The organism is Lentzea sp. NPDC036955 (assembly GCF_055608005.1).
This window is the reverse complement of the sequence record NZ_JBVJRC010000015.1, coordinates 122,845-146,373: the sequence shown is the minus strand read 5'-3', so window position 1 is coordinate 146,373 and position 23,529 is coordinate 122,845. Positions and strand designations below refer to the sequence as shown.

General features: G+C 70.0%; 21 protein-coding genes. 11 read left to right on the top strand and 10 right to left on the bottom strand.

Annotated elements, in window-relative coordinates; all coding sequences use genetic code 11:
- Positions 1-9: 9 nt before the first annotated feature.
- The 3 genes from ACZ7CF_RS38660 to ACZ7CF_RS38650 form a co-directional block, all read right to left on the bottom strand.
- On the bottom strand, positions 10-567 hold the full coding sequence (locus tag ACZ7CF_RS38660; RefSeq protein WP_470372164.1) for a winged helix-turn-helix domain-containing protein: 558 nt from the start codon (positions 565-567) through the stop codon (positions 10-12).
- A 70-nt stretch (positions 568-637) separates the two neighbouring features.
- Complete coding sequence (locus tag ACZ7CF_RS38655; protein ID WP_360399472.1) at positions 638-1,129, bottom strand: hypothetical protein; 492 nt, start codon at positions 1,127-1,129, stop codon at positions 638-640.
- A 47-nt stretch (positions 1,130-1,176) separates the two neighbouring features.
- Positions 1,177-2,691, bottom strand: coding sequence for a phytoene desaturase family protein (locus ACZ7CF_RS38650; protein ID WP_470372163.1), 1,515 nt, complete (start codon positions 2,689-2,691; stop codon positions 1,177-1,179).
- Positions 2,692-2,755: 64 nt separating this feature from the next.
- Here ACZ7CF_RS38650 and fdhD point away from each other — a divergent pair, with 64 nt between their 5' ends.
- The 3 genes from fdhD to ACZ7CF_RS38635 are packed head-to-tail and all read left to right on the top strand — an operon-like array spanning position 2,756 to position 5,616.
- Positions 2,756-3,583: a formate dehydrogenase accessory sulfurtransferase FdhD gene (gene fdhD / locus ACZ7CF_RS38645; protein WP_470372162.1), complete on the top strand. Its 828-nt coding sequence runs from the start codon at positions 2,756-2,758 to the stop codon at positions 3,581-3,583.
- On the top strand, positions 3,570-4,727 hold the full coding sequence (locus tag ACZ7CF_RS38640; protein ID WP_470372161.1) for a CaiB/BaiF CoA transferase family protein: 1,158 nt from the start codon (positions 3,570-3,572) through the stop codon (positions 4,725-4,727). The genes fdhD and ACZ7CF_RS38640 overlap by 14 nt, the downstream gene beginning before the upstream one ends.
- A gap of 7 nt (positions 4,728-4,734) precedes the next feature.
- Positions 4,735-5,616 (top strand): alpha/beta hydrolase, encoded by an 882-nt coding sequence (locus tag ACZ7CF_RS38635; protein WP_470372160.1) that lies wholly within the window; start codon positions 4,735-4,737, stop codon positions 5,614-5,616.
- Here ACZ7CF_RS38635 and ACZ7CF_RS38630 read toward each other — a convergent pair.
- From ACZ7CF_RS38630 to tig, 6 genes are all read right to left on the bottom strand, one after another.
- Entirely contained in the window at positions 5,613-6,191 is a 579-nt protein-coding gene (locus ACZ7CF_RS38630) for an RBBP9/YdeN family alpha/beta hydrolase (protein WP_458433942.1), read from the bottom strand. The two genes, ACZ7CF_RS38635 and ACZ7CF_RS38630, sit on opposite strands and share 4 nt — an antisense overlap.
- The gene (locus tag ACZ7CF_RS38625) at positions 6,167-7,231 is read right to left on the bottom strand and encodes a BUD32 family EKC/KEOPS complex subunit (RefSeq protein ID WP_360399490.1); all 1,065 of its coding nucleotides are present in this window, start codon (positions 7,229-7,231) and stop codon (positions 6,167-6,169) included. The genes ACZ7CF_RS38630 and ACZ7CF_RS38625 overlap by 25 nt, the downstream gene beginning before the upstream one ends.
- Before the next feature lie 66 nt (positions 7,232-7,297).
- Complete coding sequence (clpX, locus tag ACZ7CF_RS38620; RefSeq protein WP_360399493.1) at positions 7,298-8,578, bottom strand: ATP-dependent Clp protease ATP-binding subunit ClpX; 1,281 nt, start codon at positions 8,576-8,578, stop codon at positions 7,298-7,300.
- A 234-nt stretch (positions 8,579-8,812) separates the two neighbouring features.
- Positions 8,813-9,427, bottom strand: a complete 615-nt coding sequence (locus ACZ7CF_RS38615) for an ATP-dependent Clp protease proteolytic subunit (protein WP_089957693.1) — start codon at positions 9,425-9,427, stop codon at positions 8,813-8,815.
- A 35-nt stretch (positions 9,428-9,462) separates the two neighbouring features.
- The gene (locus ACZ7CF_RS38610) at positions 9,463-10,050 is read right to left on the bottom strand and encodes an ATP-dependent Clp protease proteolytic subunit (RefSeq protein WP_053735683.1); all 588 of its coding nucleotides are present in this window, start codon (positions 10,048-10,050) and stop codon (positions 9,463-9,465) included.
- Positions 10,051-10,237: 187 nt separating this feature from the next.
- Complete coding sequence (gene tig / locus ACZ7CF_RS38605; protein ID WP_360399496.1) at positions 10,238-11,581, bottom strand: trigger factor; 1,344 nt, start codon at positions 11,579-11,581, stop codon at positions 10,238-10,240.
- A 215-nt stretch (positions 11,582-11,796) separates the two neighbouring features.
- Between tig and ACZ7CF_RS38600 the strand changes: the two genes are divergently transcribed.
- Both ACZ7CF_RS38600 and ACZ7CF_RS38595 read left to right on the top strand, forming a co-directional pair.
- Positions 11,797-12,567: a hypothetical protein gene (locus tag ACZ7CF_RS38600; RefSeq protein ID WP_470372159.1), complete on the top strand. Its 771-nt coding sequence runs from the start codon at positions 11,797-11,799 to the stop codon at positions 12,565-12,567.
- A 293-nt stretch (positions 12,568-12,860) separates the two neighbouring features.
- Positions 12,861-13,760, top strand: a complete 900-nt coding sequence (locus tag ACZ7CF_RS38595; protein WP_360399502.1) for a LysR family transcriptional regulator — start codon at positions 12,861-12,863, stop codon at positions 13,758-13,760.
- Positions 13,761-13,823: 63 nt separating this feature from the next.
- Here the strand turns inward: ACZ7CF_RS38595 and ACZ7CF_RS38590 are convergent, their stop codons facing one another.
- A complete protein-coding gene (locus ACZ7CF_RS38590) occupies positions 13,824-14,816 on the bottom strand; it encodes a LacI family DNA-binding transcriptional regulator (RefSeq protein WP_470372158.1) in 993 nt (330 codons plus the stop codon).
- 99 nt (positions 14,817-14,915) lie between these two features.
- Between ACZ7CF_RS38590 and ACZ7CF_RS38585 the strand changes: the two genes are divergently transcribed.
- The 6 genes from ACZ7CF_RS38585 (at position 14,916) to ACZ7CF_RS38560 (ending at position 23,529) form a co-directional block, all read left to right on the top strand.
- On the top strand, positions 14,916-16,169 hold the full coding sequence (locus ACZ7CF_RS38585; protein ID WP_470372157.1) for an ABC transporter substrate-binding protein: 1,254 nt from the start codon (positions 14,916-14,918) through the stop codon (positions 16,167-16,169).
- Positions 16,166-17,035, top strand: a complete 870-nt coding sequence (locus ACZ7CF_RS38580; RefSeq protein WP_470372156.1) for a carbohydrate ABC transporter permease — start codon at positions 16,166-16,168, stop codon at positions 17,033-17,035. The genes ACZ7CF_RS38585 and ACZ7CF_RS38580 overlap by 4 nt, the downstream gene beginning before the upstream one ends.
- Entirely contained in the window at positions 17,032-17,853 is an 822-nt protein-coding gene (locus tag ACZ7CF_RS38575) for a carbohydrate ABC transporter permease (RefSeq protein ID WP_470372155.1), read from the top strand. The genes ACZ7CF_RS38580 and ACZ7CF_RS38575 overlap by 4 nt, the downstream gene beginning before the upstream one ends.
- A 17-nt stretch (positions 17,854-17,870) precedes the next feature.
- Complete coding sequence (locus ACZ7CF_RS38570; protein ID WP_360399514.1) at positions 17,871-18,992, top strand: glycoside hydrolase 5 family protein; 1,122 nt, start codon at positions 17,871-17,873, stop codon at positions 18,990-18,992.
- 1 nt (position 18,993) lies between these two features.
- The gene (locus ACZ7CF_RS38565) at positions 18,994-21,900 is read left to right on the top strand and encodes an alpha-mannosidase (RefSeq protein WP_470372154.1); all 2,907 of its coding nucleotides are present in this window, start codon (positions 18,994-18,996) and stop codon (positions 21,898-21,900) included.
- Between the two features lie 126 nt (positions 21,901-22,026).
- The gene (locus tag ACZ7CF_RS38560; protein WP_360399518.1) at positions 22,027-23,529 is read left to right on the top strand and encodes a PKD domain-containing protein; all 1,503 of its coding nucleotides are present in this window, start codon (positions 22,027-22,029) and stop codon (positions 23,527-23,529) included.

Here is a 23,529-nt window from a genome sequence, read left to right as displayed (position 1 = left end):
GTCGGTTGGTTACTCGGGTGCGACCGTGTGGCTCAGGAAGAACCGGACCGCCCGCGCGCCCTCGGGGCGCAGCCCGGGGTTCAGCTTGCGCTCGCCGTACTTCTCGAAGACGGCCCGCAGCTCCTCGACGAGGGCGACGGCCTCCTCGGGGGTGACGAACTTGACCGTGCCCTCGGTGCCGATCGCCGGGCGCCACTCCGCGGGCATCCGGTCGAACTGGCGCAGGCTCGACCGGATGCGTTCGAACTCCTGGTCCAGGTAGGCCATCGACGCCGCCTCGGCCGCGAGCGCCGCCTCACCCTCCAGGCCCTCGGTCGAGATGGACTGGCGCTTCGGGACGATCTTCCACGGCTTCTGCCTGCCCGGCCCCTCGACCTCGTCGACGAAGCCGTACTTGGCCAGCATGTTCAGGTGGTACGAGCAGCTCGCGACGCTCTCACCGAGCACCGCCGAGCACTGGGTCGCGGTCTGCGGCCCCTGCTCGGTGAGCAGCTGGAGCACCTTCCAGCGGAACGGGTGCGACAGCGCCCGGAGCGCCTTGGGGTCGGTGATGGGAGCGTCGGTCATGACACGACGGTACGCGTATCAAGGAACCCTTAGCAAGGTTTCTTGATATAGAAGTCTTGAGATAGCCGCGTCACCAGTCCGGCGAGTTCCGGGCCACCGCCGTGACCAGCGGCAACGACTCGATGACCGGCACCCGCAGCAGCTCGGCGGGCACGTCGGGGTCACGCACCGGCTCGACCAGCTCGCGCAGCAACGCCCCCACGACGTCGTCCGCCGTCGAGTCGATCTCGTGCGCCAGGTCGCGCAGCTGGGCGGCGGCCTCGTTGAGCACGCGCGGGCGCAGGGGTTCTTCGAGCATCAGTGCCGCCAGCCGCAGGACCCGCCGGCTCGTGCGCAACCGCAGGCTGCGCGACGCCGACTCCGGGCCGCCGGCGAGCCCCAGCCGGCCGCGGGTGCGGTCGATCCACGGCTCGACCGTCTCCCGGCGCCAGATCGGGCCGGACGCGAGCTCCGCGTCCGGCTCCGGGATGCCGTGCGAACGGCGCTTGCGCCACACCGTGACGAGCTGGCGGCTCAGGCCCATGGCGTCGGCGATCTCCGCGATCCCGTAGAAGTCCCCCACGGGCACCACTGTAACCAGAGATGACGACTGACGTCATCGAGAATGTCTCAGCCGCGTTCCAGCACGGCCCGCGCCGCGTTGTGGCCGCCGATGCCGCTGACCCCGCCGCCGCGCCGGGAGCCCGCGCCGCAGACGAAGACGTTGTCCACGTCGGTCTCCACGCCCCAGCGGCCGACCTCGTCCTCGCTCTCGGCGAACGGCCAGGCGAGCTCGCCGTGGAAGATGTTGCCGCCCGGCAGGCCCAGCTCCTCCTGCAGGTCGAGCGGTGTGCGCGCCTCGATGCACGGCCTGCCGTCGGCGTCCACCGCCAGGCAGTCCTGCACCGGCTCGACGAGGTGGGCGTTGAGCTGGTCGAGGTAGCGCTCGACGAGCCGGTCGCGCAGCTCCTCGTTGCGGCCCTCGAACAGCGCCGCCGGCAGGTGCAGGCCGAACAGCGTCAGCGTCTCGTGGCCCGCGAGCGACGGGCCGAGGATCGACGGGTCGGTCAGCGAGTGGCAGTACATCTCGCCCGGCAGCACCGACGGCACCCGTCCGGCGGCGCTCTCCCGGTAGGCGGTCTCCAGCTGGTCGTAGGACTCGTCGAGGTGGAACGTGCCGGCGAACGCGAGCCGAGCGTCCACACCGGACTTGAGCGCGGGCAGCCTGCGCAGCAGCATGTTGATCTTCAGCTGGCAGCCGGGCGAGTCGTGGACCTCCTTGCCCCGCAACCGTCCCAGCACGGACGGGGCCACGTTCGACAGCACGAACCTCGCGTCCACCGAGGTGTCGTTGTACGCCACGGAGGCCGTCTTCCCGTCGGCTTCGACGGAGGTCACCTCGGCGCCGGTGACGATCTTCGCGCCGGCCGCGCGCGCCGCCCGTTCCAGCTCGGCGGTGACCGCTCCCATGCCGCCGACCGGGACCTTCCACTCCCCCGTGCCGTTGCCGATCACGTGGTAGAGGAAGCACCTGTTGGCCTGCAACGAGTGCAGCGACGAGTGCGTGCCGATCAACGCGTCGGTCGCGACGACGCCGCGCACCAGGTCGTTCTCGAACAGCTCCCGCAGCGTCGCGCCGATCGGCCGTTCGAAGACCTGCTCCCACACCCGGCCGCGCGCCACCGCGTCGACGTGCACGCGCAGGTGCTCGCGGGAGACCAGCGGCTCCAGCAGCGTCGGCGCCAGCGCGCGGGCCATCAGGTCGAGGTCGGCGTACCAGCGCTGCCAGCGCTCCCAGTCGCCGAGGTCACCGCACACCTCCTGGAACGACCGGGTGGTCGCCTCGCCCGGTGACCGCTCGACGAGCAGCCCGGACCCGCCACCGGGCGTGTAGGAGGACGCGGCCCGCGACCGCAGCGCCAGCCTCAGCCCGAGGTCGGAGACGATCCGGTCCGGCAGCAGGCTCACCAGGTAGGAGAAGCGGGAGAGCCGGGCGTCGACACCGGCCCACGGCGACGCGCTCACCGCGGCGCCGCCGACGTGCGGGAGCTTCTCCAGCACGGTCACCGACCGGCCGGCCCCGGCCAGGTACGCGGCGGCCACGAGCCCGTTGTGGCCGCCTCCCACGATCACGACGTCGTCCATGCCCCGAGATCCCTCCCACGTAGCCTGGTCGTGGGGAACATAGCGGTCCGAAGGAGAGGTGCACATGGGCCGAGTGACGGTGCGCCGGGCGGTCGAGCGGGTGTCGCCGGGTGACCGGCGGCGGCGGGTCGACGCGCTGGCCGCCGAGGAGCCGATGGAGCTGCGGGTCAACGGGCGGGCGCTGGCCGTCACGATGCGCACGCCCGGCCAGGACGTCGAGCTCGCGCACGGCTTCCTGCTCAGCGAGGGCGTGATCGGGGCCGCTCAGGACGTGTCGGTCGCGCGGTTCTGCGAGGGCACCGGGCCGGACGGGATGAACACCTACAACGTGCTCGACGTCACATTGGCACCCGGTGTCCCGGAGCCGGACACCGGAGTGGAGCGGAACTTCTACACCACGTCGTCGTGCGGGGTGTGCGGCAAGGGCGCGCTGGACGCGGTGAAGCTCAAGACCCGCTTCTCGCCCGCCGCCGACCCGCTGCGGGTCACCCCGGAGGAGCTGACGGCGTTCCCGGACGCGTTGCGGGCCAGGCAGAAGGTCTTCTCCTCCACCGGCGGGCTGCACGCGGCCGGGTTGTTCCGCGACGGCGAGCCGCTGGTCGTGCGCGAGGACGTGGGCCGGCACAACGCCGTGGACAAGGTGCTGGGCTGGGCGGTGCTGCAGGACCTGGTGCCGCTGACCGGGTCGGTGCTGATGGTGTCCGGGCGGGCGTCGTTCGAGCTGGTGCAGAAGGCCGCGATGGCCGGGATCGCGCTGCTGGCCGCGGTGTCGGCGCCGTCGTCGCTCGCCGTCGAGCTGGCCGAGGAGCAGGGCATGACCCTCGTCGGGTTCCTGCGCGGCGACTCGATGAACGTCTACACCGGCGGGGAGCGCGTCGTTGAGGCCGCTTGACGGCGTCGTGGTGGTGAGCCTGGAGCAGGCCGTCGCCGTGCCGTACGCGACGCGGTTGCTGGCCGACCTGGGCGCCCGCGTCATCAAGGTCGAACGACCCGGCAGCGGTGACTTCGCGCGGCACTACGACTTGGCGTGCGGCGAGGTGTCGTCGTACTTCGCGTGGACGAACGTCGGCAAGGAGTCGGTGTCGCTCGACGTCTTCCACCCGGACGGCCGGGCGTGGCTCGACCGGCTCGTCGACCGCGCCGACGTGCTGCTGTGCAACCTGTCGCCGCGGGTGTGGGACCGGCTGGGGCTGGAGCTGCCCGAGACGCTCGTGGTGGCCGAGCTGTCCGGCTACGGCTGGGACGGCCCGTACGCGGACCGCAAGGCGTTCGACGCGCTGGTGCAGTCCGAGGCGGGCCTGGTGTCGCTGACCGGCGAGGGCGACGTGATGGCGCGCGCCGGCATCTCCGTGGCCGACATCGCGGCCGGGGTGCAGCTGCACGCGGCGGTGCTGGCGGCGTTGCTGCAGAAGGCGCGCACGGGACTGGGCACCCGGCTGCGGCTGTCGCTGTTCGACGCGCTCGCGGAGTGGATGCACCAGCCGATGCTCTACGCCGTCGGCACGGGAGCCGCCGCGCCGCGGTCGGGCGCGCACCACCCGAGCATCGCGCCGTACGGGCCGGTGGCCTGTGCGGACGGCGCGGTGCACCTGGCCGTGCAGAACGACGGCCAGTGGCAGCGTCTCAGCACGCTCATCGGCCTCGCCCCGCAGGAGAGGTTCGCCACAGTGAGCTCACGGGTGGAGCACCGCGGCGAGCTGCAGGCACTGCTCGAACGGGCGTTCGCGGACATGACCGCCGCACAGCTGCTGGCCGCGCTGGACGAGGCCGACGTGCCGGCCGCGCTGACCCGCTCGATCACCGAGCTGCCCGAACACCCGCAGCTCAGCGCGTGGACGGACGTCGCGGTGCCCGGTGGTTCGGTGCGGATGCTGCCGCCGCCGGTGCGCGGCTGGGAGTGGTCACCGGGTGCGGTGCCCGCCCTCGGCGAGCACAATGACCGCGTGCTCCGCTGGCTGGGATGCTCCGACGAGGAACTGACCTCGTTGCGCGCGCGTTCCGTCTTCTGGAAACGAGGACAGGAACCTGCGCGATGAGGTGAGCATGGGGGAACCGAACCACTGCCGTCGCCGCACACTGCTGGCGGCTGTCGGCGTCGTCGTCGCGATGGCCGTCGGCACCGCCGTGTACGTCTCCGCTCACCGCGCGGCGCAGCACCAGGTCGCCACCGCCAACCGCGTCGCCACCAAGTCCGGTGCGAAACCCGCCATCCGCTTCGAGCGGGTCTACTCGTCCGCGCGCCGCCGTGAGATCACGCTCGCGTTCTTCACCCCGACGAACAAGGCCCCGCGCGGCCTGCCCATGTCGATCCTGCTGCACGGCCTGCACGGCAGCGCCCGCGACGCCGCGGTCGGCAGCCTCGCCGAGAACCTGGCCGATGCCGTCGCCAAGGGCTCGGTGCCCGCGTTCGGCTTCGTCGCGGTCGACGGCGGCGACAACTACTGGCACGAGAACGTCCCCGGCGACGACCCGATGAAGATGCTGCTCGACGAGGTCCCCACCTGGCTGCACGACCGCGGCTACGGCGACCCGTTCGCGATCACCGGGGTCTCCATGGGCGGTTTCGGCGCGCTGCTGTACGCCCGCCGCAGGGCCGAGCGCGGCGACCCGGTCACCGCGGCGGCCGCCATCTCCCCCGGCCTGCTCACGTCGTGGCCGGAGATGGCCAAGCGCAGGGCGTTCAAGAGCGAGGCCGAGTGGGCCGCGCTGGACCCGCTGCGGCACCCGCGTGCGACCGGCCCGACCGCGCTGGGCGTGTGGATCGGCGACCGCGACCGGTTCATCGTGGGCACGCGGCAGTTCATCCGCGACGAACGGCCCGAGGTGGGCACGGTCAAGCCCGGCGGGCACGACGACGGCTTCTACCGCAAGATCACGCCGGACGTGGTCCGGTTCCTCGCCAAGTACGCGAAGCAGGCCGTCTAGCGGGGCGTCAGCGGCACCGTCTTCGACCGGACCCACTTGAGCACCGCCGGCCACTCGCCGTAGCCCGCGTCCACGTTGATGTGCCCCGCACCCGGCACCACGTCGACCTCGATCCGCAACGACTCCGCGAGCTGCTTCCCGGCCGCCACCGGCAGGTACGGGTCGCCCTCGCCGAGCACCAGCCGCGTGTCGGTGGCCGCGCGCCGCAGCCCGGCCGGGTCGAGCGGTGCCGGGAAGAACGTCTTGATGGCGGGCTCGGGGTAGTCCGGGGCGGGCGGGGCGACCAGCAGGACCCGGTCGACGTGCGCGATGCCCTCGCGGGCCGCGTGGTGCAGCCACAGGTAGCAGCCCAGCGAGTGGGCGATGACCACCCGTTCGCGGTCGGCCGGCGCGGCTTCGAGGTGGGTGTCGAGCTCCCGCAGCCACGTGGTCAGGTCGGGCTGGTCGGGGTCGCTGAAGTGCGGCATGTCGACCAGGCCGCCGTGTTCGGCGACCGCGTGGGCGAGCTTGCTCTGCCAGTGTTCGGGACCCGAACCGGTCCAGCCGTGGATCAGGAGCACGTGGGGCAGCGACATGGCACCACCCTAGTGGCCGCCGGGTACGGGACGTGCCGGCTCTCCTGCTGGAAGCGGCGGTAGAAGCCGGTCATCAGCTCGGCGGTCGGCGCGTGGCGGACGAGGACGTCGGCGACCTGTCGCGGCACCCCTGCCGGACGCTCCCCGCGGGCGCACGCGCGCAGGAACGCGCTGTGCTCGGCGCCGCGGTGCCCGTACAGCTCGGCGGTCAGCCAGAGCACCAGGTGGGTGGCGGCGTAGTCGCGGTCGAAGCCCTGGTGCCCGGCGAAGAAGTCCGCCTCGTCCCGGGCCAGGTCGAAGTCAGCGGTCAGCGCGAGACCGAAGTCGGCGAAGTACAGCCGTTCGCCGTCGGTCAGGACGTTGCGGAAGTGGGCGTCGAGGTGCAGCAGGCCGCGGGCGTTCATGGCGGCGATCCCGGCCGCCAGCTCCCGCTCGACCATCGCGCAAGCGTTCGCGGTGGCCTCGGCGCCGGCGCGGACCTGCTGCCGCAACCAGTCGTGCAGGTCGTGCGGGAAGTGCTCCAGGAACAACGCGATGCTCGCCGTGGAGTCCCGCAGCGCCTCGATCCGGTGCCGCGCCGCCGGCGTGTCCTCCCAGTAGGCCACCGCCCCGTCGACGTCGGCCAGCTCGTCGGGCAGCGACTGCCCGAGGTGCGGCAGGACCCGCCAGTGGTGCAGCAGCGGGAAGCCCTCGTGGTCGCCCGCGAGCACCCAGTCCGTCGTCAGCTCGTGCACGGCGAGCTCGCGCCAGGCACCGAACCCCGGCGCGCCGACGAGCCCGACGCCGTAGTGGCAGAAGGCGGGCAGGCCGAAGAGGTTCGCCGTGGACCGGACGTGCTCCGGCCGCAGCTCCAGCTCGGTCAGCGGCACCCGTTTGACGAAGACCGGAACCCCGTCGACGTGCAGCAACGCCGACGTCCCGCCGATCCCCGCCCCCAGCGGCCTGGCCGCGGCCACGAGAGCGGCCAGCTCCTCGTCCCCGAGACCGGCCAGCGCCGTGGACACGGCCCCGTGAGCGGCCACCCGCGCGTCGAACGACATCCCGATCCCCCCGGAAACGCGAAAGGGCGCCGGTGAGCTCACCGGCGCCCTTCTCACGAGCGAGTACTACGCGGACTTCTCCCGACGCTCCCGGCGCGAGGGCTGCCGGGCCACGATGGTCGGGTTCACGTTCTCCTTCACCGTCTGCTCGGTGATCACGACCTTGGCGACGTCCGTGCGGCTCGGGATGTCGTACATCACCGGGAGCAGGACCTCTTCCATGATCGCGCGGAGCCCTCGGGCACCGGTCCCGCGCAGGATGGCCTGGTCGGCCACCGCCTCGAGCGCGGTCTTGGTGAACTCCAGCTCGACCCCGTCCATCTCGAAGAGCTTCTGGTACTGCTTGACCAGCGCGTTCTTCGGCTCGGTGAGGATCTGCACCAGCGACGGCTTGTCGAGGTTCGTGACGGAGGCGACCATCGGCAGACGCCCGATGAACTCGGGGATCAGACCGAACTTGATCAGGTCCTCCGGCATGGAGTCGGCGAAGTAGTCCGCCGCGTCCGTCTCGGCCTTGGAGCGGACCTCGGCACCGAAGCCCAGGCCGCGCTTGCCGACCCGGTCCTGGATGATCTTCTCCAGGCCCGCGAAGGCACCGGCCACGATGAACAGCACGTTCGTCGTGTCGATCTGGATGAACTCCTGGTGCGGGTGCTTGCGGCCGCCCTGCGGTGGCACCGATGCGGTGGTGCCCTCCAGGATCTTCAACAGCGCCTGCTGCACGCCCTCGCCGGAGACGTCGCGCGTGATCGACGGGTTTTCACTCTTTCGAGCGATCTTGTCGACCTCGTCGATGTAGATGATGCCCGTCTCGGCCCGCTTGACGTCGTAGTCGGCGGCCTGGATGAGCTTCAACAGGATGTTCTCGACGTCCTCACCGACGTACCCGGCCTCCGTCAGCGCGGTCGCGTCGGCGATGGCGAACGGCACGTTCAGCATCTTCGCGAGCGTCTGCGCGAGGTAGGTCTTGCCACAGCCCGTCGGGCCGAGCATCAGGATGTTCGACTTGGCCAGCTCGACACCGTCGTCACGACCCTCGCGCCCGCGGTCGCCCGCCTGGATGCGCTTGTAGTGGTTGTAGACGGCGACGGAGAGGGTGCGCTTCGCATCGCTCTGGCCGATGACGTACTGGTCGAGGAACTCGTGGATCTCGGCGGGCTTCGGCAGCTCGTCGAGCTTCACGTCGCCGGCTTCCGCCAGCTCCTCCTCGATGATCTCGTTGCAGAGATCGATGCACTCATCGCAGATGTAGACGCCGGGGCCGGCGATGAGTTTCTTCACCTGCTTCTGGCTCTTTCCGCAGAAAGAGCACTTCAGCAAGTCGCCGCCGTCACCGATACGCGCCATGACCGCTGACCTATGTCCCCTCCGGCGCACACCTGCTGTAGTGCGCCTGCTGACTTGCTGTGGCAGTCCCACTGGCTGTGGGTGCTTCGCCCGTTCTCCTGACGGTACCCGGCCGACCCCGTTTCAGGGGAGGACCAGCGTCCCCCCGACGCCCCGATCAGGCCAGTTGCCCGGTCACATCGGCGTGTCGGCGGTTCCCGAGGGCCGGCTTCCCAGCCCTCGGGAGACGACGCTTCAGGACTTCGCGGAGAGCTTGCGGTAGGGCAGCACCGAGTCGACGATGCCGTAGTCCTTGGCCTCGTCGGCCGTGAGGATGCGGTCGCGCTCGATGCTCTCGCGAACCTCCTCCGCCGTGCGGTTGGTGTGCCGCGCGAGGGTGGACTCCATCAGGCGGCGCACGCGCTGGATCTCGTTCGACTGGATCTCCAGGTCGGACACCTGACCGTACGCGCCCTCCATGGAGGGCTGGTGGATCAGGATTCGCGCGTTCGGCAGCGCGTGGCGCTTGCCGGGGGTGCCGGCGGCCAGCAGCACCGCGGCGGCCGAGGCGGCCTGGCCGAGGCAGTACGTCTGGATGTCCGGGCGGACGAACTGCATGGTGTCGTAGATGGCCATCAGCGAGGTGAACGAGCCACCCGGCGAGTTGATGTACATCAGGATGTCGCGGTCCGGGTCCTCGGACTCGAGGACCAGCAGCTGCGCCATGACGTCGTTGGCCGAGGCGTCGTCAACCTGCACGCCGAGGAAGATGATGCGCTCCTCGAACAGCTTGTTGTACGGGTTCGACTCCTTCATGCCGTAGCTGGTGCGCTCGACGAACGACGGCAGCACGTACCGCGACTGAGGCATGTGGAACTGGCTCACTTGAGGTCTCCTAGCTGACGTCAGTTGTTCGAGTCGCCGACGGGCTGCGACCGGGTGACGACCTTGTCGACGAAGCCGTACTCCAGCGCTTCCTGCGCGGTGAACCAGCGGTCGCGGTCGGAGTCGGCGATGATGCGCTCGACCGGCTGGCCGGTGTGCTCGGCGATCAGCTCGGCCATCTCGCGCTTGGTGCGCGTCAGCATGTCCGCCTGGATCGCGATGTCCGCCGCCGTACCACCGACACCCGCCGACGGCTGGTGCATGAGGATGCGCGCGTGCGGGAGCGCCTGGCGCTTGCCGCGGGCACCCGCGGAGAGCAGGAACTGACCCATCGACGCCGCGAGACCCATGGCGACCGTGGCCACGTCCGGCTCGATCAGCTGCATCGTGTCGTAGATGGCCATGCCCGCCGTGACGGAACCACCCGGCGAGTTGATGTAGAGGGTGATGTCCTTCTCGGGGTCCTCAGCGGCCAGCAGCAGCAACTGAGCGGTGATCTGGTTGGCGATGCCCTCTTCGACCTGCGATCCCAGGACGATGATCCGCTCGCGGAGCAGCCGCTCGTACACCGAGTCGTTGAGGTTCATCCCGGCGGTGGCCGACCGCATCTCGGGGGTCGGGAAGGAGTGCTGCGTCACGTCTGCCTGCCTAACTCCAGGTGGAACGAATCTGGAAGCGAAAACTCTCTGCGATCGACCTTAACGAAGGCGGGCGGCGTCAGATGCCCGACACCGCCCGCGTTCGCTCAGGGCTGTATTTCCGGCGTTCGCCGCGTCACGCGGCGAGGGCGCCGAACTACTCCGCGTCCTCTTGGGACTTGGTCTCGCCGAAGAGCTCGTCGAGGTCCAGCTTCTCGCCGCTGGTGTCGCTGACCGTCGCCTGGCGCACGACGCTCGCGAGCGCCTTGCCGCGGCGGACGTCGGCGAAGATCGCGCCGAGCTGGCCGGACTGCTGCGCGCGCTTGACGTACTCGTCGGGGCTGATGCCGAAGCGCTGGGCCTGGTAGATGATCCGCTCGGTCAGCTCGCCGTCGGACACCGTGACCTGCTCGGCGTCGGCGATCGAGTCGAGCACCAGCTGCGTCTTGACGGCCTGCTCGGCGGCCTTGCGCAGCTCGGCGTCGAACTCCTCCTCCGACTGGCCCTGCTCCTCGAGCCACGCGGCGAACTTCGCGTCGTCGTGGTCGAAGGCGTGCACGGCGTCGTGCTTGCGGGCGTCGATCTCGCCCTGGACGATGCCCTCGGGCAGCGGGACCTCGGTGGTCTCCAGCAGCGCCTCGAGGACCTTGTCGCGCGCCTGCACGCCCTGCTGCATCTTCTTGACGCGGCCCAGGCGGGTCCGCAGGTCGGCCTTGAGCTCGTCGAGCGTGTCGAACTCGCTGGCGAGCTGCGCGAACTCGTCGTCGAGCTCGGGGAGCTGGCGCTCCTTCACCGTGTTCAGCACGACGGTGACCTCGGCCTCGCTGCCCTCGTGCTCACCGGCGACGAGCGTGGTGGTGAAGGTCTTGGTCTCGCCCTCGGACGCGCCGACGAGCGCCTCGTCGATGCCCTCGACGAGCTGGCCGGAACCGATCTCGTAGGACAGGCCGCTGGTGCGCGCCTCCTCGACCTCCTCGCCGCCGACGGTGGCGGACAGGTCGACGACGACGAAGTCGCCGGTCTGCGCGGGGCGGCTGACGCCGGTCAGCGTGCCGAAGCGGGCGCGGAGCTCGTCCAGCTGCGTGGTCACGTCCTCGTCGGCGACCTCCTGCTCGTCCACGGTCACCGCGAGCTCGCCGAACGCGGGCACGGTGATCTCGGGACGGACGTCGACCTCGGCCGTGAACTCGAGCGTCGCGCCGTCCTCGATCTTGGTGACCTCGAAGTCGGGGCGGCCCAGCGTGCGCACCTCACCGGCGTTGACCGCCTCCAGGTACTTGGCCGGGATGGCCTCCTGGATGACCTCGTCCAGGACCGGAGCGCGGCCGATGCGGCTCTCCAGCACCTTGGCGGGGGCCTTGCCGGGGCGGAAGCCGGGGATGCGGACCTGCTTCGCGAGCTTCCGGTACGCCTGGTCGAAGTTCGACTTGAGCTCGTCGAACGGCACCTCGACGTTGATCCGGACCCTCGTCGGGCTCAGGTGCTCGACGGTGCTCTTCAACGTGGACTCCTCGATACGAACAAGAACGTGCAGACAGCCGGTACCGCCACTCGTGGCGCCCGGATTCCCAGCGAGTCTAGGCGAGGCCCGCCGTGTGACCGCCGCCACCCCGGTTCCGCGCCCCGCGGGACCGGTCGGCAGCCATCGCTACCCTTCTCCGCACACGGCCGGTTCGTGCCGTTCTGGGGGCTTCACCCGATCATCGGGAGTTCGACGTGCACAGTGCTGTCAGCAGACTTCTCGCCATCACCGCCGCCGGCGCCGTCCTGGGAGCGGCCGCGGTCGCACCCGCGTTGGCGGGCACCCCGGTCTTCCCGCAGGTCGCCACGGCGTCCGCCTACGCGCTGACCGTCAACGGCCGGACCGAGGGCCTCAGCCGCACCTGGCTCCCCGGCGACGAGCCCGCCGGGTTCCGCGCGGACGAGGTCGTGGTCGGCCGCACCGCCCTGCACCCCGGCTGGGGCGTGCACCTGGCCGACGAGGACGTGGCGCCGCAGCTGCCCGAGTCCGCCGTGGTCCTCTACGCGGGCCCCGGTGACAGCACGAACCTCAAGGCCGAACGCCTCGCCTCGATCGCGCTCACGGACTCGCGGGGCCCGTTCCTGGCGTTCGCCGAGATCAACCGCACGGCGTGGTGCACCACCGACCCGGACAGCTACAACACGGTCAGCGAGATGTCGAACCTCGCCCTGCACCTCCGCGACGCGGCGGGCCGGATGGTCAAGGCGCCGGCCAACGGCATCGGCGTGCACACCCTGACGGGCGTCGACGCGGGCGACTCCGCGACCCCGGACGGCGCGCAGCGGACCACCACGGTCGAGCTCCGCGGCGCGCAGCGGGCGTCCATCCTCGAACCGTGGCGCAGCGAGTTCCCCCACACCTACGAGTGGGCGGACGGCATCCGCCTCACCGTGACGCAGCAGCTGGGCACCGAACCGCCGGTCGTCTACAGCTTCCTGCTCGGCGGCGGGGCCTGCGGCGCCTGATCCGCACCTCCGCCCACAACGCCGTCACCTCTGCGAGGTGGCGGCGTTGTTTGTTCGCCTGGCGAAAGGATCACTGAAAAGAGTCGGCCCGCTACGGCCTGTCGCAGACCACCTCTCTAAAATCACTCTTTCGGCGGAAACCCCCTTTCGCGACCGATCAAGATGACTCCATTAGCACCAATGTTGCGGTCAAGGGGGACAGGTAGCGTTACGACCCTCGCACCATCCGTAACAGGACCACGGGAACGAACGAGAAAAAGTCGTCGCACCGTTTTAATCCGAGGATCCGCCTGATGGAGACACGCCAGCTTCTCGCGTTCACGACCGTGGTTCAGACAGGGAGCTTCACCAAGGCCGCAGCCACGCTCAACTGCTCGCAGCCGACCATCACGACCCGCATCAAGGCCCTGGAGGAGGCACTCGGCGTCGTGCTATTCCGACGCCTGCCGCGGGGTATCCAGATGACCTCCGCAGGCGTGGAACTGCTCCCGTTCGCGCGAAACATCATCAACCTCACGGAAAAGGCCCGAAAAGCCATCACGATGAACGGCGAGCCGCACGGCAAACTCGTCATCGGTTCCGCACAGAGTTTGACCGACTACCGTCTGTTACCGCTCATCGAATACATGTGCTGGCGCTACCCGAGCGTCCAACTCTCGCTCCACTCGCGCAACGCCCTGAACAACCTGAACTCGGTGCGCGACGGCCAACTCGACTGCGCGTTCTTCATCGGCGCCATCGAGCCGCGCGAGGGCCTGGAGACGACGGTGCTGTGCCCGGAACCGCTCGTGGTGGTGGCCGGCCCGAACCACATGCTGACGCAGCGCCAGTCCCTCACGGAGGACGACCTCACCGGCAGCACGCTGATCCGCGCCGAGAACGGCGCCGCCTACCACGACCTGTTCGAGAGCTCCCTCGCCTTCGACGAGACGCGGGCCCCGGTCCTGGAGCTGGACTCGATCGACGCGGCGAAGCGCGCCGTCTCCTCCGGCCTCGGCATCGCGCTGATGCCGGAGGTCACCGTCGCCGCCGAGCTGGCCGACGGCAGGTTGGTCCGCTTGCCCTGGTCCCCGAACTTCCGCGTCTACACCCAGTTCGGCTGGCGCCAGGACAACTCGACGAACCCGGCGGTGACCGCACTCGTGTCGGCGGCGGCCCAGGTGGTCAGCGACCAGGTGGCCTCGCTGACCTGACCGTCCCGAGCGCAGGACCTCGCCCGGTGGCGGCCGCGCGCCGTCCACCGGGCGAGGCCGCCCTCAGGCACTGCCCGGTGCCACCCCGGAGCTCCCCCGCACCACCAGCTCCGGCAGCACGTCCTCCACGTCCGTCGGCACCGCGCCGCCCAGCACCGCGAGCAGTGCCCGAGCCGCCCGTGCCCCGAACGCGAACGTGTCCCGCGACAGGGCCGTCAGCCGCCCGTGCTGGCACAGGACCGAGTCGTCCCAGGCGACGATCGACAGCCGTTGCGGCACCGCCACCCCCAGCGCACCGGCGACCTCGGCCCCGGCCACCGCCATCACGTCGTTGTCGTACACGATCGCGGTGGGCGGTTCGGCCGCTCCCAGCAGCTCCCGCGTGGCCGAGGCCCCGGACTCGGCGGTGTAGTCCCCGTACACCACGACACCGTCCACGACGGACGAGGAGAACGCCGCGTCCCGCCGCACCGTGTGCAGCAGCGACGGCAACCCGGCCACGCGCGCGATCCGCCGGTGGCCCAACGACTTCAGGTGCGACACGACCGACGTCATCGCCGCGTAGTCGTCGGCCCACACCGAAGCCAGCGCTCCGTGGTGCCCCGCGCCGCCGACCACGACCGCCGGCATCCCGAGCGACGACATCAGCTCCATCCGCGGGTCCGACACCAGCAGGTCGACGAGGAACACCCCGTCGACCCGGTGTTCGGCGAACCACCGTTCGTAGAGCGCGATCTCCTCGGCGCGCGACGACACCACCTGCAGCAGCAGTGCGCATGACATCTCCGACTGCATGCCGGCGATCAACTGGAAGAAGAACGCCTCGTCCCCCAACGCGCGCGGTGGGCGCACCAGGACCAACCCGACCGCGTCGGCGGAGGCGGAGGACAACGCGCGCGCGGTCGCGGAGGGGCGATAGCCCAGGGACGAGGCCACGGCCAGCACGCGGGCGCGGGTCGTCTCGGACACGCCGGAGCGGCCGTTCAGCGCCAGTGACGCGGCGCCCTTGGACACGCCGGCGGCCGCCGCGATGTCCTTGATCGTTGGCCTCTTCACCGCTGCGCACCCTGTCCGGAACGAGACAACAAGACGATCGGAGGCTAGCCGCAGGTAAACCGGTTTAGCTAGGGTCCGCCAGCAAGGAGGTGGCTGTTGATGAAGAGGCGCACGTTCCTCGCGGGCCTGGCGGCGGTGCCCGTGGCGGGATGCGGACTGTCCGGCACACCGAACACAGGCTCATCGGCGTCGGGCCAGGTCACGGGCGAGATCACGGTCCAGACCTGGTCCCTCAAGCCCAAGTACACCGACTACGTCAACGGTGTCGTCGACGCTTTCCAGAAGCGGCACCAGGGCACCACCGTGAAGTGGGTCGACCAGCCCGCGGACGGCTACCTGGCCAAGGTCATGGCGGACGCGAGCGCCGGGAGCCTGCCCGACGTCATCAACGTCCCGCCGGACCTCAGCTTCCCGCTCGCCAAGGCGGGGCAGCTCGTCAACCTCGACGAGACCCTGAAGGACGCCAGGCAGGAGTACCTGGCGAACGCCTGGCAGGCGTTCGAGATCCCCGGCAAGGGCGGCTGCTACGGGTTCCCCTGGTACCTCAACACCGGGCCGATCTTCTACAACAGGGCCCTGTTCCAGCAGGCCGGTCTCGACCCGAGCAAGCCGCCGACGAACTTCAAGGAGCTTGAAGTCACGGCCCTCAAGCTCGCCGAGAAGAAGATCGCGATCCTCGGCCAGACCCCGAGCATCGCCGACTTCGGGCTGTACGGCGTGAAGCTGTTCGAGAACGACAGGTTCACCTTCAACGAACCCAAGGGCGTCGAGTTCGTCGAGAGCTACAAGCGCATGTACGACGCGGGCGCGCTCATCCCCGAGGCGCTCACGCAGAACTACACCGGCGCCGGCGCGAAGTTCATGGCGCAGCAGACCGCGATGAACCCCGGCAGCGCCTACGACCTCGGCAAGTTCAAGACCGACGCGCCCAGCCTCCACGCGAACATCGGCATCACCACGCCCATCACGAACACGGGCAGCGCCAACATGTTCCTGCACGGCGTCAGCGTGCCGAAGAGCAGCAAGAACCAGGCGACGGCACTGGCTTTCGGCCGGTTCCTCACCAACGCCGAGAACCAGGTGGCGTTCGCGAAGCTCGCCTCGATCTTCCCCAGCACCAGCAGGGGCGGCGACGACCCGTACTTCACCACCGAGGACGGCACGGACGAGGCACGCGTGCGCGTCGCCGCGGCCAAGCAGCTCAAGACGGCGGTGAACTACACGCCCGTGCAGTTCAGCGACCAGATGCGCGAGACGCTGCTGCAGCAGCTTGCGGACGCGATGCTCGGCAAGAAGTCGCCGAAGCAGGCACTCGACGACGCCGTCACCGAGTGCAACCGGCTGCTGAGGTGACGCACCGCCCGTACACGCCGTGGCTGTTCCTGGCGCCAGGACTGGCCATCTGCTCGCTGTTCGTGATCTTCCCGTTCCTGAACATGATCGTGCTCGCGTTCACCGACGCGAGCGCACTGGGCGGCGGCACGTTCACCGGCGTGGACAACTTCGTTCGGATGGCCCAGGACCCCAGGTTCTGGGCCGCCGCGCGCAACAGCCTGCTGTACATGGCGGGCGTCGTGCCCCCGCTGGTGCTGCTGCCGCTGCTGGTCGCGGTGCTCGCGCAGAAGGTCGTGCCGGGCATCGGGGTCTTCCGGACGGCGTTCTTCACGCCGGTGATCGCGTCCACGGTCGTGGTCGGGCTCATCTGGACGTGGCTGCTCGACAGCCGCGGCCTGGTGAACAGCGTGGTCGAGGCGCTGGGCGGTGACCGGGTCCCGTTCCTGACCGACTCCGGCCTGCTCCTCGTCAGCTCGATGGTCGTCACGGTCTGGCGCGGCCTGGGCTACTACATGGTGATCTACCTGGCCGCGCTCGCGAACGTGCCGAAGGACCTGCACGAGGCCGCGATGGTCGACGGCGCGGGACCGGTCAGGAGGTTCTGGTCGGTCACCGTGCCGAGCCTGCGGCCGACGATGGTGCTGGTCGCGGCACTGAGCGCGGTCAACGGGTTCCGCGTGTTCTCCGAGGTCCACCTGCTGTCCGGCGGCACCGGCGGGCCGGGCGGGGCGAGCACCACGCTGGTGATGCTCATCCAGTCCACCGGCCGCGGTCTCACCGGCGAGGTCGGGTACGCCTCCGCGCTCAGCGTGGTCCTGTTCGTCGTCCTGCTGGGGCTGCTGCTGGTCACGCTGAAGCTCAACCGCAGGGAGGACCAGCTGTGAAGCGCGCCCACGTCCTCCTCGGCCTGCGCTACCTCGGGTTGCTCGCCATTCTCGCGATCAGCGTCGGACCGTTCCTGTGGCAGTTCGCGACGAGCATCAAGGGGCCCGGTGAGGACGTCTTCGTCCCCGACTTCATCCCGGACGACCCGACGTTCGCGAACTACGCGGCCGTCGCCGACGTGGTGCCGGTCTGGTCGTTCGCGCTCAACTCGCTGGGCGTGGCGAGCGTCAACGTCGTCACGAACTGCCTCGGCGCCGCCATGGCCGGCTACGCGCTGGCGCGGTTGCGGTTCCGCGGCCGCCGGTTCGCCGCGGTGGTGTTCGCGAGCAGCATCCTGGTGCCGTTCGAGGCGATCATGATCTCGCTGTTCCTGGTGATGCGCGGGTTCGGGCTCACGAACACGCTCACCGCGGTCGTGCTGCCCGGTGCGGTCGCCGCGCTCAACGTCCTGTTGCTGCGCAACGCCTTCCTCGCCCTGCCCGCCGAGGTGGAGGAGGCGGCGGTCATCGACGGCGCCAACGCGTGGCAGCGCTTCACCCGCCTCGCGCTGCCGTCGGTGAAGGGCACGCTGGTCGTGGTGGCGCTGTTCTCGTTCATGTTCAGCTGGGACGACTTCCTGTGGCCGCTCATCGTCCTGAGCGACCAGGAGAAGTACACGCTCACCATCGGCCTGGCGTACCTCCAGGGCACGTTCGTGCAGAACCAGCGGCTGGTGGCGGCGGGCACGATCATCGCCGTCGTCCCGCTGGTCCTGCTGTTCCTGTTGCTGCAGAAGCACTTCTTCCGCGGAGTGGGAGAAGGCGCGATCAAGGGCTAAACCCGAGGAGTTCAACCTTGCGTTTCGGCGTGAACTACACCCCGTCCACCGGTTGGTTCCACCACTGGCTCGACTTCTCGCTGGACGACGTGAAAGCGGACTTCGCGGCGATCGCCGGGCTGGGGCTCGACCACGTGCGGGTGTTCCCGCTGTGGCCGGTGTTCCAGCCCAACCGGGGCCTGGTCCGCCCGAAGGCGGTCGAGCAGCTCGGCCAGGTGCTCGACGCGGCCCGCGAACACGGCCTGGACGTGCAGGTCGACGTGCTGCAGGGCCACCTGTCGAGCTTCGACTTCTACCCGTCGTGGGTGCAGACCTGGCACCGCGCCAACATCTTCACCAACCCCGAGGTGATCAGCGGGCAGAGGCTCTACGTCCGCACGCTCGCCGAGGCGCTGCGCGAGAAGCCGAACTTCCTCGGCTTCACCCTCGGCAACGAGGTCAACCTGCTCACCGAGTCCAACCCGTGCACGCCCGAGCAGGCCGGCGAGTGGATCGATGCGCTGCTCGCCGAGTGCGCCGCGGCCGCGCCGGACCACCCGCACGTGCACTCCGAGTACGACGCCGTCTGGTACGAGAGCGAGCACTCGTTCCTGCCGGAGCACGCGGCCAACAAGGGCGCGATGACGACCGTGCACTCGTGGGTCTTCAACGGCACCGCGCAGCTCTACGGCCCGATGTCGCCGGAGAGCGTCCACCACGCCGAGTACCTGGTCGAGCTCGCGAAGGCGCACGCGAGGGACCCGCGGCGGCCGGTGTGGTTGCAGGAGGTCGGCGCCGCCCAGCCCGAGATCAGCGCCGAGCAGGCGCCGGAGTTCGCCGAGCGAACGCTTGCGAACGTGCTGACGTGCGCGGACCTGTGGGGCGTCACGTGGTGGTGCTCGTTCGACGTCGACCGCGCGCTGGTGGACTTCCCCGAACGCGAGTACGAGTTGGGGCTGATGACCACCGGACGCGAGGTCAAGCCGCTCGGCGAGGTGATCGCCCGGATCGCAGGGGAGACGCCGCCCGCGCCGGCCGAGCGCACGCCGATCACGCTGCACGGCGACCGGCCCTCGTGGGGTCCCGGTGGCGCCTTCTTCGAAGAGTGGATGGCCCTCGCGCGCACGGGTGTGCGGGCCTCGATCGAGTTGGGGAACTGACATGCACGACGAACGCGCGCTGCTGGAAGAACGCCTCAACCGCACGCTGAAGGAACGCATCCGCCCGGCGGTCTACGGCGAGACCGCGCCGCTGGAGCTGGCCGTGTGGACCGTGCCGGACGAGCCGGTGCCGGTCGCCGAAGCCCTCGCCGCTCACTACGAACCCGCGCGGGTCGGCGACGACTGGGGTGCGCCGTGGAGCACCAGCTGGTTCCGGCTGACCGGCACCGTCCCGGAGGCGTGGCGGGGCGAGCAGGTCGAGGTGGTGCTCGACCTCGGCTTCACCCACCCCGGCCCCGGTTTCCAGTCGGAAGGCCTCGCCTACACCGCCGACGGCGTGCCGATCAAGGGCATCGAGCCGCGCAACACCCACCTGCCGGTCGAGGGCAGCGAGGTCCGCTACTACCTCGAAGCCGCGGGCAACCCGACGATCCTCGACTTCCACCCGTTCCTGCCGACCGCTTTGGGCGACAAGGACACCGCGGGCACCGAGCCGTTGTACAAGATCCGCAGGGCCGAGCTCGCGGTGTTCCAGCCGCAGGTCTGGCACCTCATGCTCGACATCGAGGTGTTGCAGGGCCTGATGGAGGAGCTGCCCGAGCACGACCCGCGCCGGCACAAGGTGCTGCACGCGCTGGACCGGGCGATGGACGCGCTCGACCTCAACGCGGTCGCGGAGACCGCCGCCGACGCCCGTGACCAGCTCGCCGGCGTGCTGTCGATGCCCGCCACGGCCTCCGCGCACAAGGTCTCCGCGATCGGCCACGCGCACATCGACTCCGCGTGGCTGTGGCCGCTGCGGGAGACGGTCCGCAAGTGCGCCAGGACGTTCTCCAACGTCACGAGGCTGATGGACGAGTATCCGGACTTCTACTTCGCGTGCTCGCAGGCCCAGCAGTACGCGTGGATGAAGGAGCACCACCCGCACGTGTGGGACCGCGTGCGCGAGAAGGTCCGCAGTGGGCAGTTCGTGCCGGTCGGCGGCATGTGGGTCGAGTCGGACACGAACATGCCCGGCGGTGAGGCGATGGCCCGGCAGCTGGTGCACGGCAAGCGGTTCTTCCTCGACAACTTCGGCGTGGAGACCGAGGAGGTGTGGCTGCCGGACTCGTTCGGCTACAGCGCCGCGCTCCCCCAGCTGATCAAGCTGTCCGGCTCGCGCTGGTTCCTCACGCAGAAGCTGTCGTGGAACCAGGTCAACCGGTTCCCGCACCACACGTTCTGGTGGGAGGGCATCGACGGCACCCGGATCTTCACGCACTTCCCGCCGGTCGACACCTACAACTCCTCGTTGAGCGGCGAGGAGCTCGCACGGGCGTCACGCCAGTTCGCCGAGCACGCCAAGGCCTCCCGGTCGCTGGTCCCGTTCGGCTACGGCGACGGTGGTGGCGGCCCCACCCGCGAGATGATGGAGACCGCGCACCGGGTCGCGGACCTCGAAGGCTCCCCGACCGTGACGGTCGAGCCGCCGCGCGACTTCTTCCAGGCCGCGCAGGACGAGTACCCGGACGCGCCGGTGTGGGCGGGCGAGCTGTACCTGGAGAAGCACCGCGCCACCTACACCACGCAGGCCAAGACCAAGCAGGGCAACCGGCGTTGCGAGCACCTGCTGCGCGAGGCCGAGCACTGGTCGACCGCGGCGGCGCTCCACGGTGCCGAGTACCCGTACGACGACCTCGACCGGTTGTGGAAGACCGTGCTGCTGCACCAGTTCCACGACATCCTGCCGGGCAGCTCGATCGCCTGGGTGCACCGCGAGGCCGAGGCGACCTACGCGCGGGTGGCGGCGGAGCTGGAGCAGCTCACGACCCGTGCGATCGACGCGGTCAAGGGCGACGGCTCCGCCGAGGTCGTCTTCGACGTGTTCGGCGGTGACGCGCCCAGGCCGTTCGTCGCGCCTGTGGGCGGCGTGCTCGACAACGGCCGCCTCCGCGTGACGGTCGACGGCGACGGCGTGATCACCTCCGTCCTCGACCTGGAGGAGCAGCGCGAGGTCCTGCCGCCGCACGGGTGCGCGGGCCTGCCGCAGCTGCACAAGGACAACCCGAACCAGTGGGACGCCTGGGACATCGACCCGTTCTACCGCAACTGGCGGTCCGACCTGGCCCCGACCGAACGCGTCGACGCCGCCGACGCCGTGGTCGTGCGCACCGAGTTCGGCGACTCCGCGCTCACCCAGACGATCCGGCTGCGCGAGGGCTCCAAGCAGGTCGACTTCGACACCGAGGTCGACTGGCAGGAACGCGAGAAGCTGCTCAAGATCGCGTTCCCGCTCGACCTGCGCGCCGAGGTCTCCACCGCCGAGACCCAGTTCGGCCACCTGCACCGGCCCGTCCACACCAACACCTCGTGGGAGGCGGCGAAGTTCGAGATCTGCGCCCACCGCTTCCTGCACGTCGGCGAACCCGGCTACGGCGTCGCGGTGGTCAACGACTCGACCTACGGCCACGAGGTCACCCGCACCACCCGCGAGGACGGCGGGACCACCACGACCGTGCGCCTGTCCCTGCTGCGCGCGCCCCGGTTCCCCGACCCCGAGACCGACCAGGGCCACCACCGCTTCCGCTACGCCCTCGTGCTCGGCGGCCTGCCGGAGGCCGTGGACGCGGGCTACCGGATCAACCTGCCGCCGCGGACCGTCCAGGGCTCGGCCGCACCGCAACCGCTGGTGCGCACCGGCAACCCGGCGGTCAGGGTCGAGGCCGTGAAGCTGGCGGACGACCGGTCGGGCGACGTCGTCGTCCGACTTTACGAGGCGCACGGCGGTCGTGCCCGCGCCTCGATCAGCACCTCCTTCGCCCATCGGGACGTCCAGGAGACCGACCTGCTCGAACGGCCGCTGGGTGCCGCGGCCGCGGAGGTGGTGCTGCGCCCGTTCCAGGTGATCACCCTGCGGTTCACGAGGTAACGCGCGCGCTGCGCCGGATGGGGCAATTCGGCCGGAACGTGCAACGAACACCCCATCCGTCGCGATCTAGGGTCGGGGTACCCCTGCCATCAAGGCCGGGGTCTGGGGACTTGGGGGAACTTTCGCATGCCTTCCTGGAGATCAGCGGCGGTCGCGGCCGTCGCCCTGGTCGGGGTGCTGGTGCCCGGTGTGGCACACGCGGCACCACCGACCAACGACGACTTCGACACGCCCACCGTGATCAACGCCCTGCCGTACGTGACCGAACAGGACACGACGTCCGCCACCAAGGCGCTCGACGACCCGTACGACTGCACCGGTTACGTCGCAAGCGGTTCGGTGTGGTTCAGCTACACCGCGACCGAGGACGGCCTGCTGCGGCTCAAGACCGAGGGCAGCGGCCGAGACCTGGTGGTCACGACGCTCACCGGGCCGCGGCACGAGCTGCGCCACGTCGACTGGTACTCCGACGGCTGCAGCCGCAGCCGGACCGACCCGGTCACGTTCCGCGCGACCGCGGGCGAGACCTACCACTTCATGGTGACCGGGCAGAACGTGACGGGTGGCGCGCTGAAGCTCGCGCTCGACCGGATCTCCCCGCTGGCCAACGACGACTTCGCGAACGCGCAGCCGGTGACGTTGCCGTTCTCCACACCCGGTCCGGACTTCTCGCTGGCCTCCGCCCAGGACGCCGAGCCGTACGCGGCGGCCTGTCACAGCTCCGAGGGCCGGCCGTCGGTCTGGTACTCCTACACGCCCGCCCAGGACCAGTCCGTGGTCGTGCAGGTCAAGTCGAGCGGCGGCAGCAGCCCGGTGATCAGCGTCTTCGACGGCGCCGCACTGGGCGGGCTGGAACTGCGCAAGTGCACCGGGACGTCCGCCTACAACGGCAAGGCAGTCGGCCTCACGGGCGGCAAGACCTACTTCTTCCAGCTCGTCAGCAGCGCCGGCGACGACTCCCGGTTCACGCTGGAGCTGAAGGAAGCACCCGCGTTCACGACGAACCTCAGCTACTCCACCACGTCGGGTGGTCCGTCGGTCAACGACACCATCCCGTTCCGGGTCTACACCGGTAACGACTTCGACGACCCGGTGCTGACCGAGTGGGACTTCGGTGACGGCACCACGCTGCCCGCGAGCGAGGAGACCGACCGGAACCACCGGTACACCAAGGACGGCGTGTACACGGCGGCGATCCGCTCGACCACGTCCGACGGCCGCGTCTCCACCGACACCGTCGAGGTCACGGTCAAGACGCACGACGTCGGCATCACCAAGTTCACCGTGCCCACCTCGGCACGGGCCGGGCAGCAGAAGCAGATCACCGTGCAGGTGGGCAACACCCGGTACCTGGAGCAGGCCACGGTGAGGCTCTACAAGCACGACGGCGAGTGGTGGCGTGAGGTCGGCGTGCTGAAGCTCGACGTGCCCGCGCACCCGACGCGCAAGGTGAGCTTCCCGTTCTCCTACACCTTCACGCCGGAGGACGCGGTGACCGGCAAGGTGACGTTCAAGGCCGAGGTGAAGCTGGAGTACCCGGTGTACGACGCGAACACCGGCGACAACGAGGTGATCGCGATCGCGACCACCGTGCGTCCCGCACTCGCCGCCGCCGCCGTCCTGAACTGA

Bases quoted from the DNA above. Each gene is read 5' to 3' on its own strand.
- ACZ7CF_RS38610 (WP_053735683.1), bottom strand. From the start codon at position 10,050: ATGCGGTCGGCCACCGCCGGGATGAACCTCAACGACTCGGTGTACGAG.
- ACZ7CF_RS38595 (WP_360399502.1), top strand. From the start codon at position 12,861: ATGGAGACACGCCAGCTTCTCGCGTTCACGACCGTGGTTCAGACAGGG.
- ACZ7CF_RS38625 (WP_360399490.1), bottom strand. From the start codon at position 7,231: ATGTCGTTCGACGCGCGGGTGGCCGCTCACGGGGCCGTGTCCACGGCG.
- ACZ7CF_RS38660 (WP_470372164.1), bottom strand. From the start codon at position 567: ATGACCGACGCTCCCATCACCGACCCCAAGGCGCTCCGGGCGCTGTCG.
- ACZ7CF_RS38615 (WP_089957693.1), bottom strand. From the start codon at position 9,427: ATGCCTCAGTCGCGGTACGTGCTGCCGTCGTTCGTCGAGCGCACCAGC.
- fdhD (WP_470372162.1), top strand. From the start codon at position 2,756: ATGGGCCGAGTGACGGTGCGCCGGGCGGTCGAGCGGGTGTCGCCGGGT.
- ACZ7CF_RS38635 (WP_470372160.1), top strand. From the start codon at position 4,735: ATGGGGGAACCGAACCACTGCCGTCGCCGCACACTGCTGGCGGCTGTC.
- ACZ7CF_RS38585 (WP_470372157.1), top strand. From the start codon at position 14,916: ATGAAGAGGCGCACGTTCCTCGCGGGCCTGGCGGCGGTGCCCGTGGCG.
- clpX (WP_360399493.1), bottom strand. From the start codon at position 8,578: ATGGCGCGTATCGGTGACGGCGGCGACTTGCTGAAGTGCTCTTTCTGC.
- ACZ7CF_RS38630 (WP_458433942.1), bottom strand. From the start codon at position 6,191: ATGTCGCTGCCCCACGTGCTCCTGATCCACGGCTGGACCGGTTCGGGT.
- ACZ7CF_RS38560 (WP_360399518.1), top strand. From the start codon at position 22,027: ATGCCTTCCTGGAGATCAGCGGCGGTCGCGGCCGTCGCCCTGGTCGGG.
- ACZ7CF_RS38650 (WP_470372163.1), bottom strand. From the start codon at position 2,691: ATGGACGACGTCGTGATCGTGGGAGGCGGCCACAACGGGCTCGTGGCC.
- ACZ7CF_RS38565 (WP_470372154.1), top strand. From the start codon at position 18,994: ATGCACGACGAACGCGCGCTGCTGGAAGAACGCCTCAACCGCACGCTG.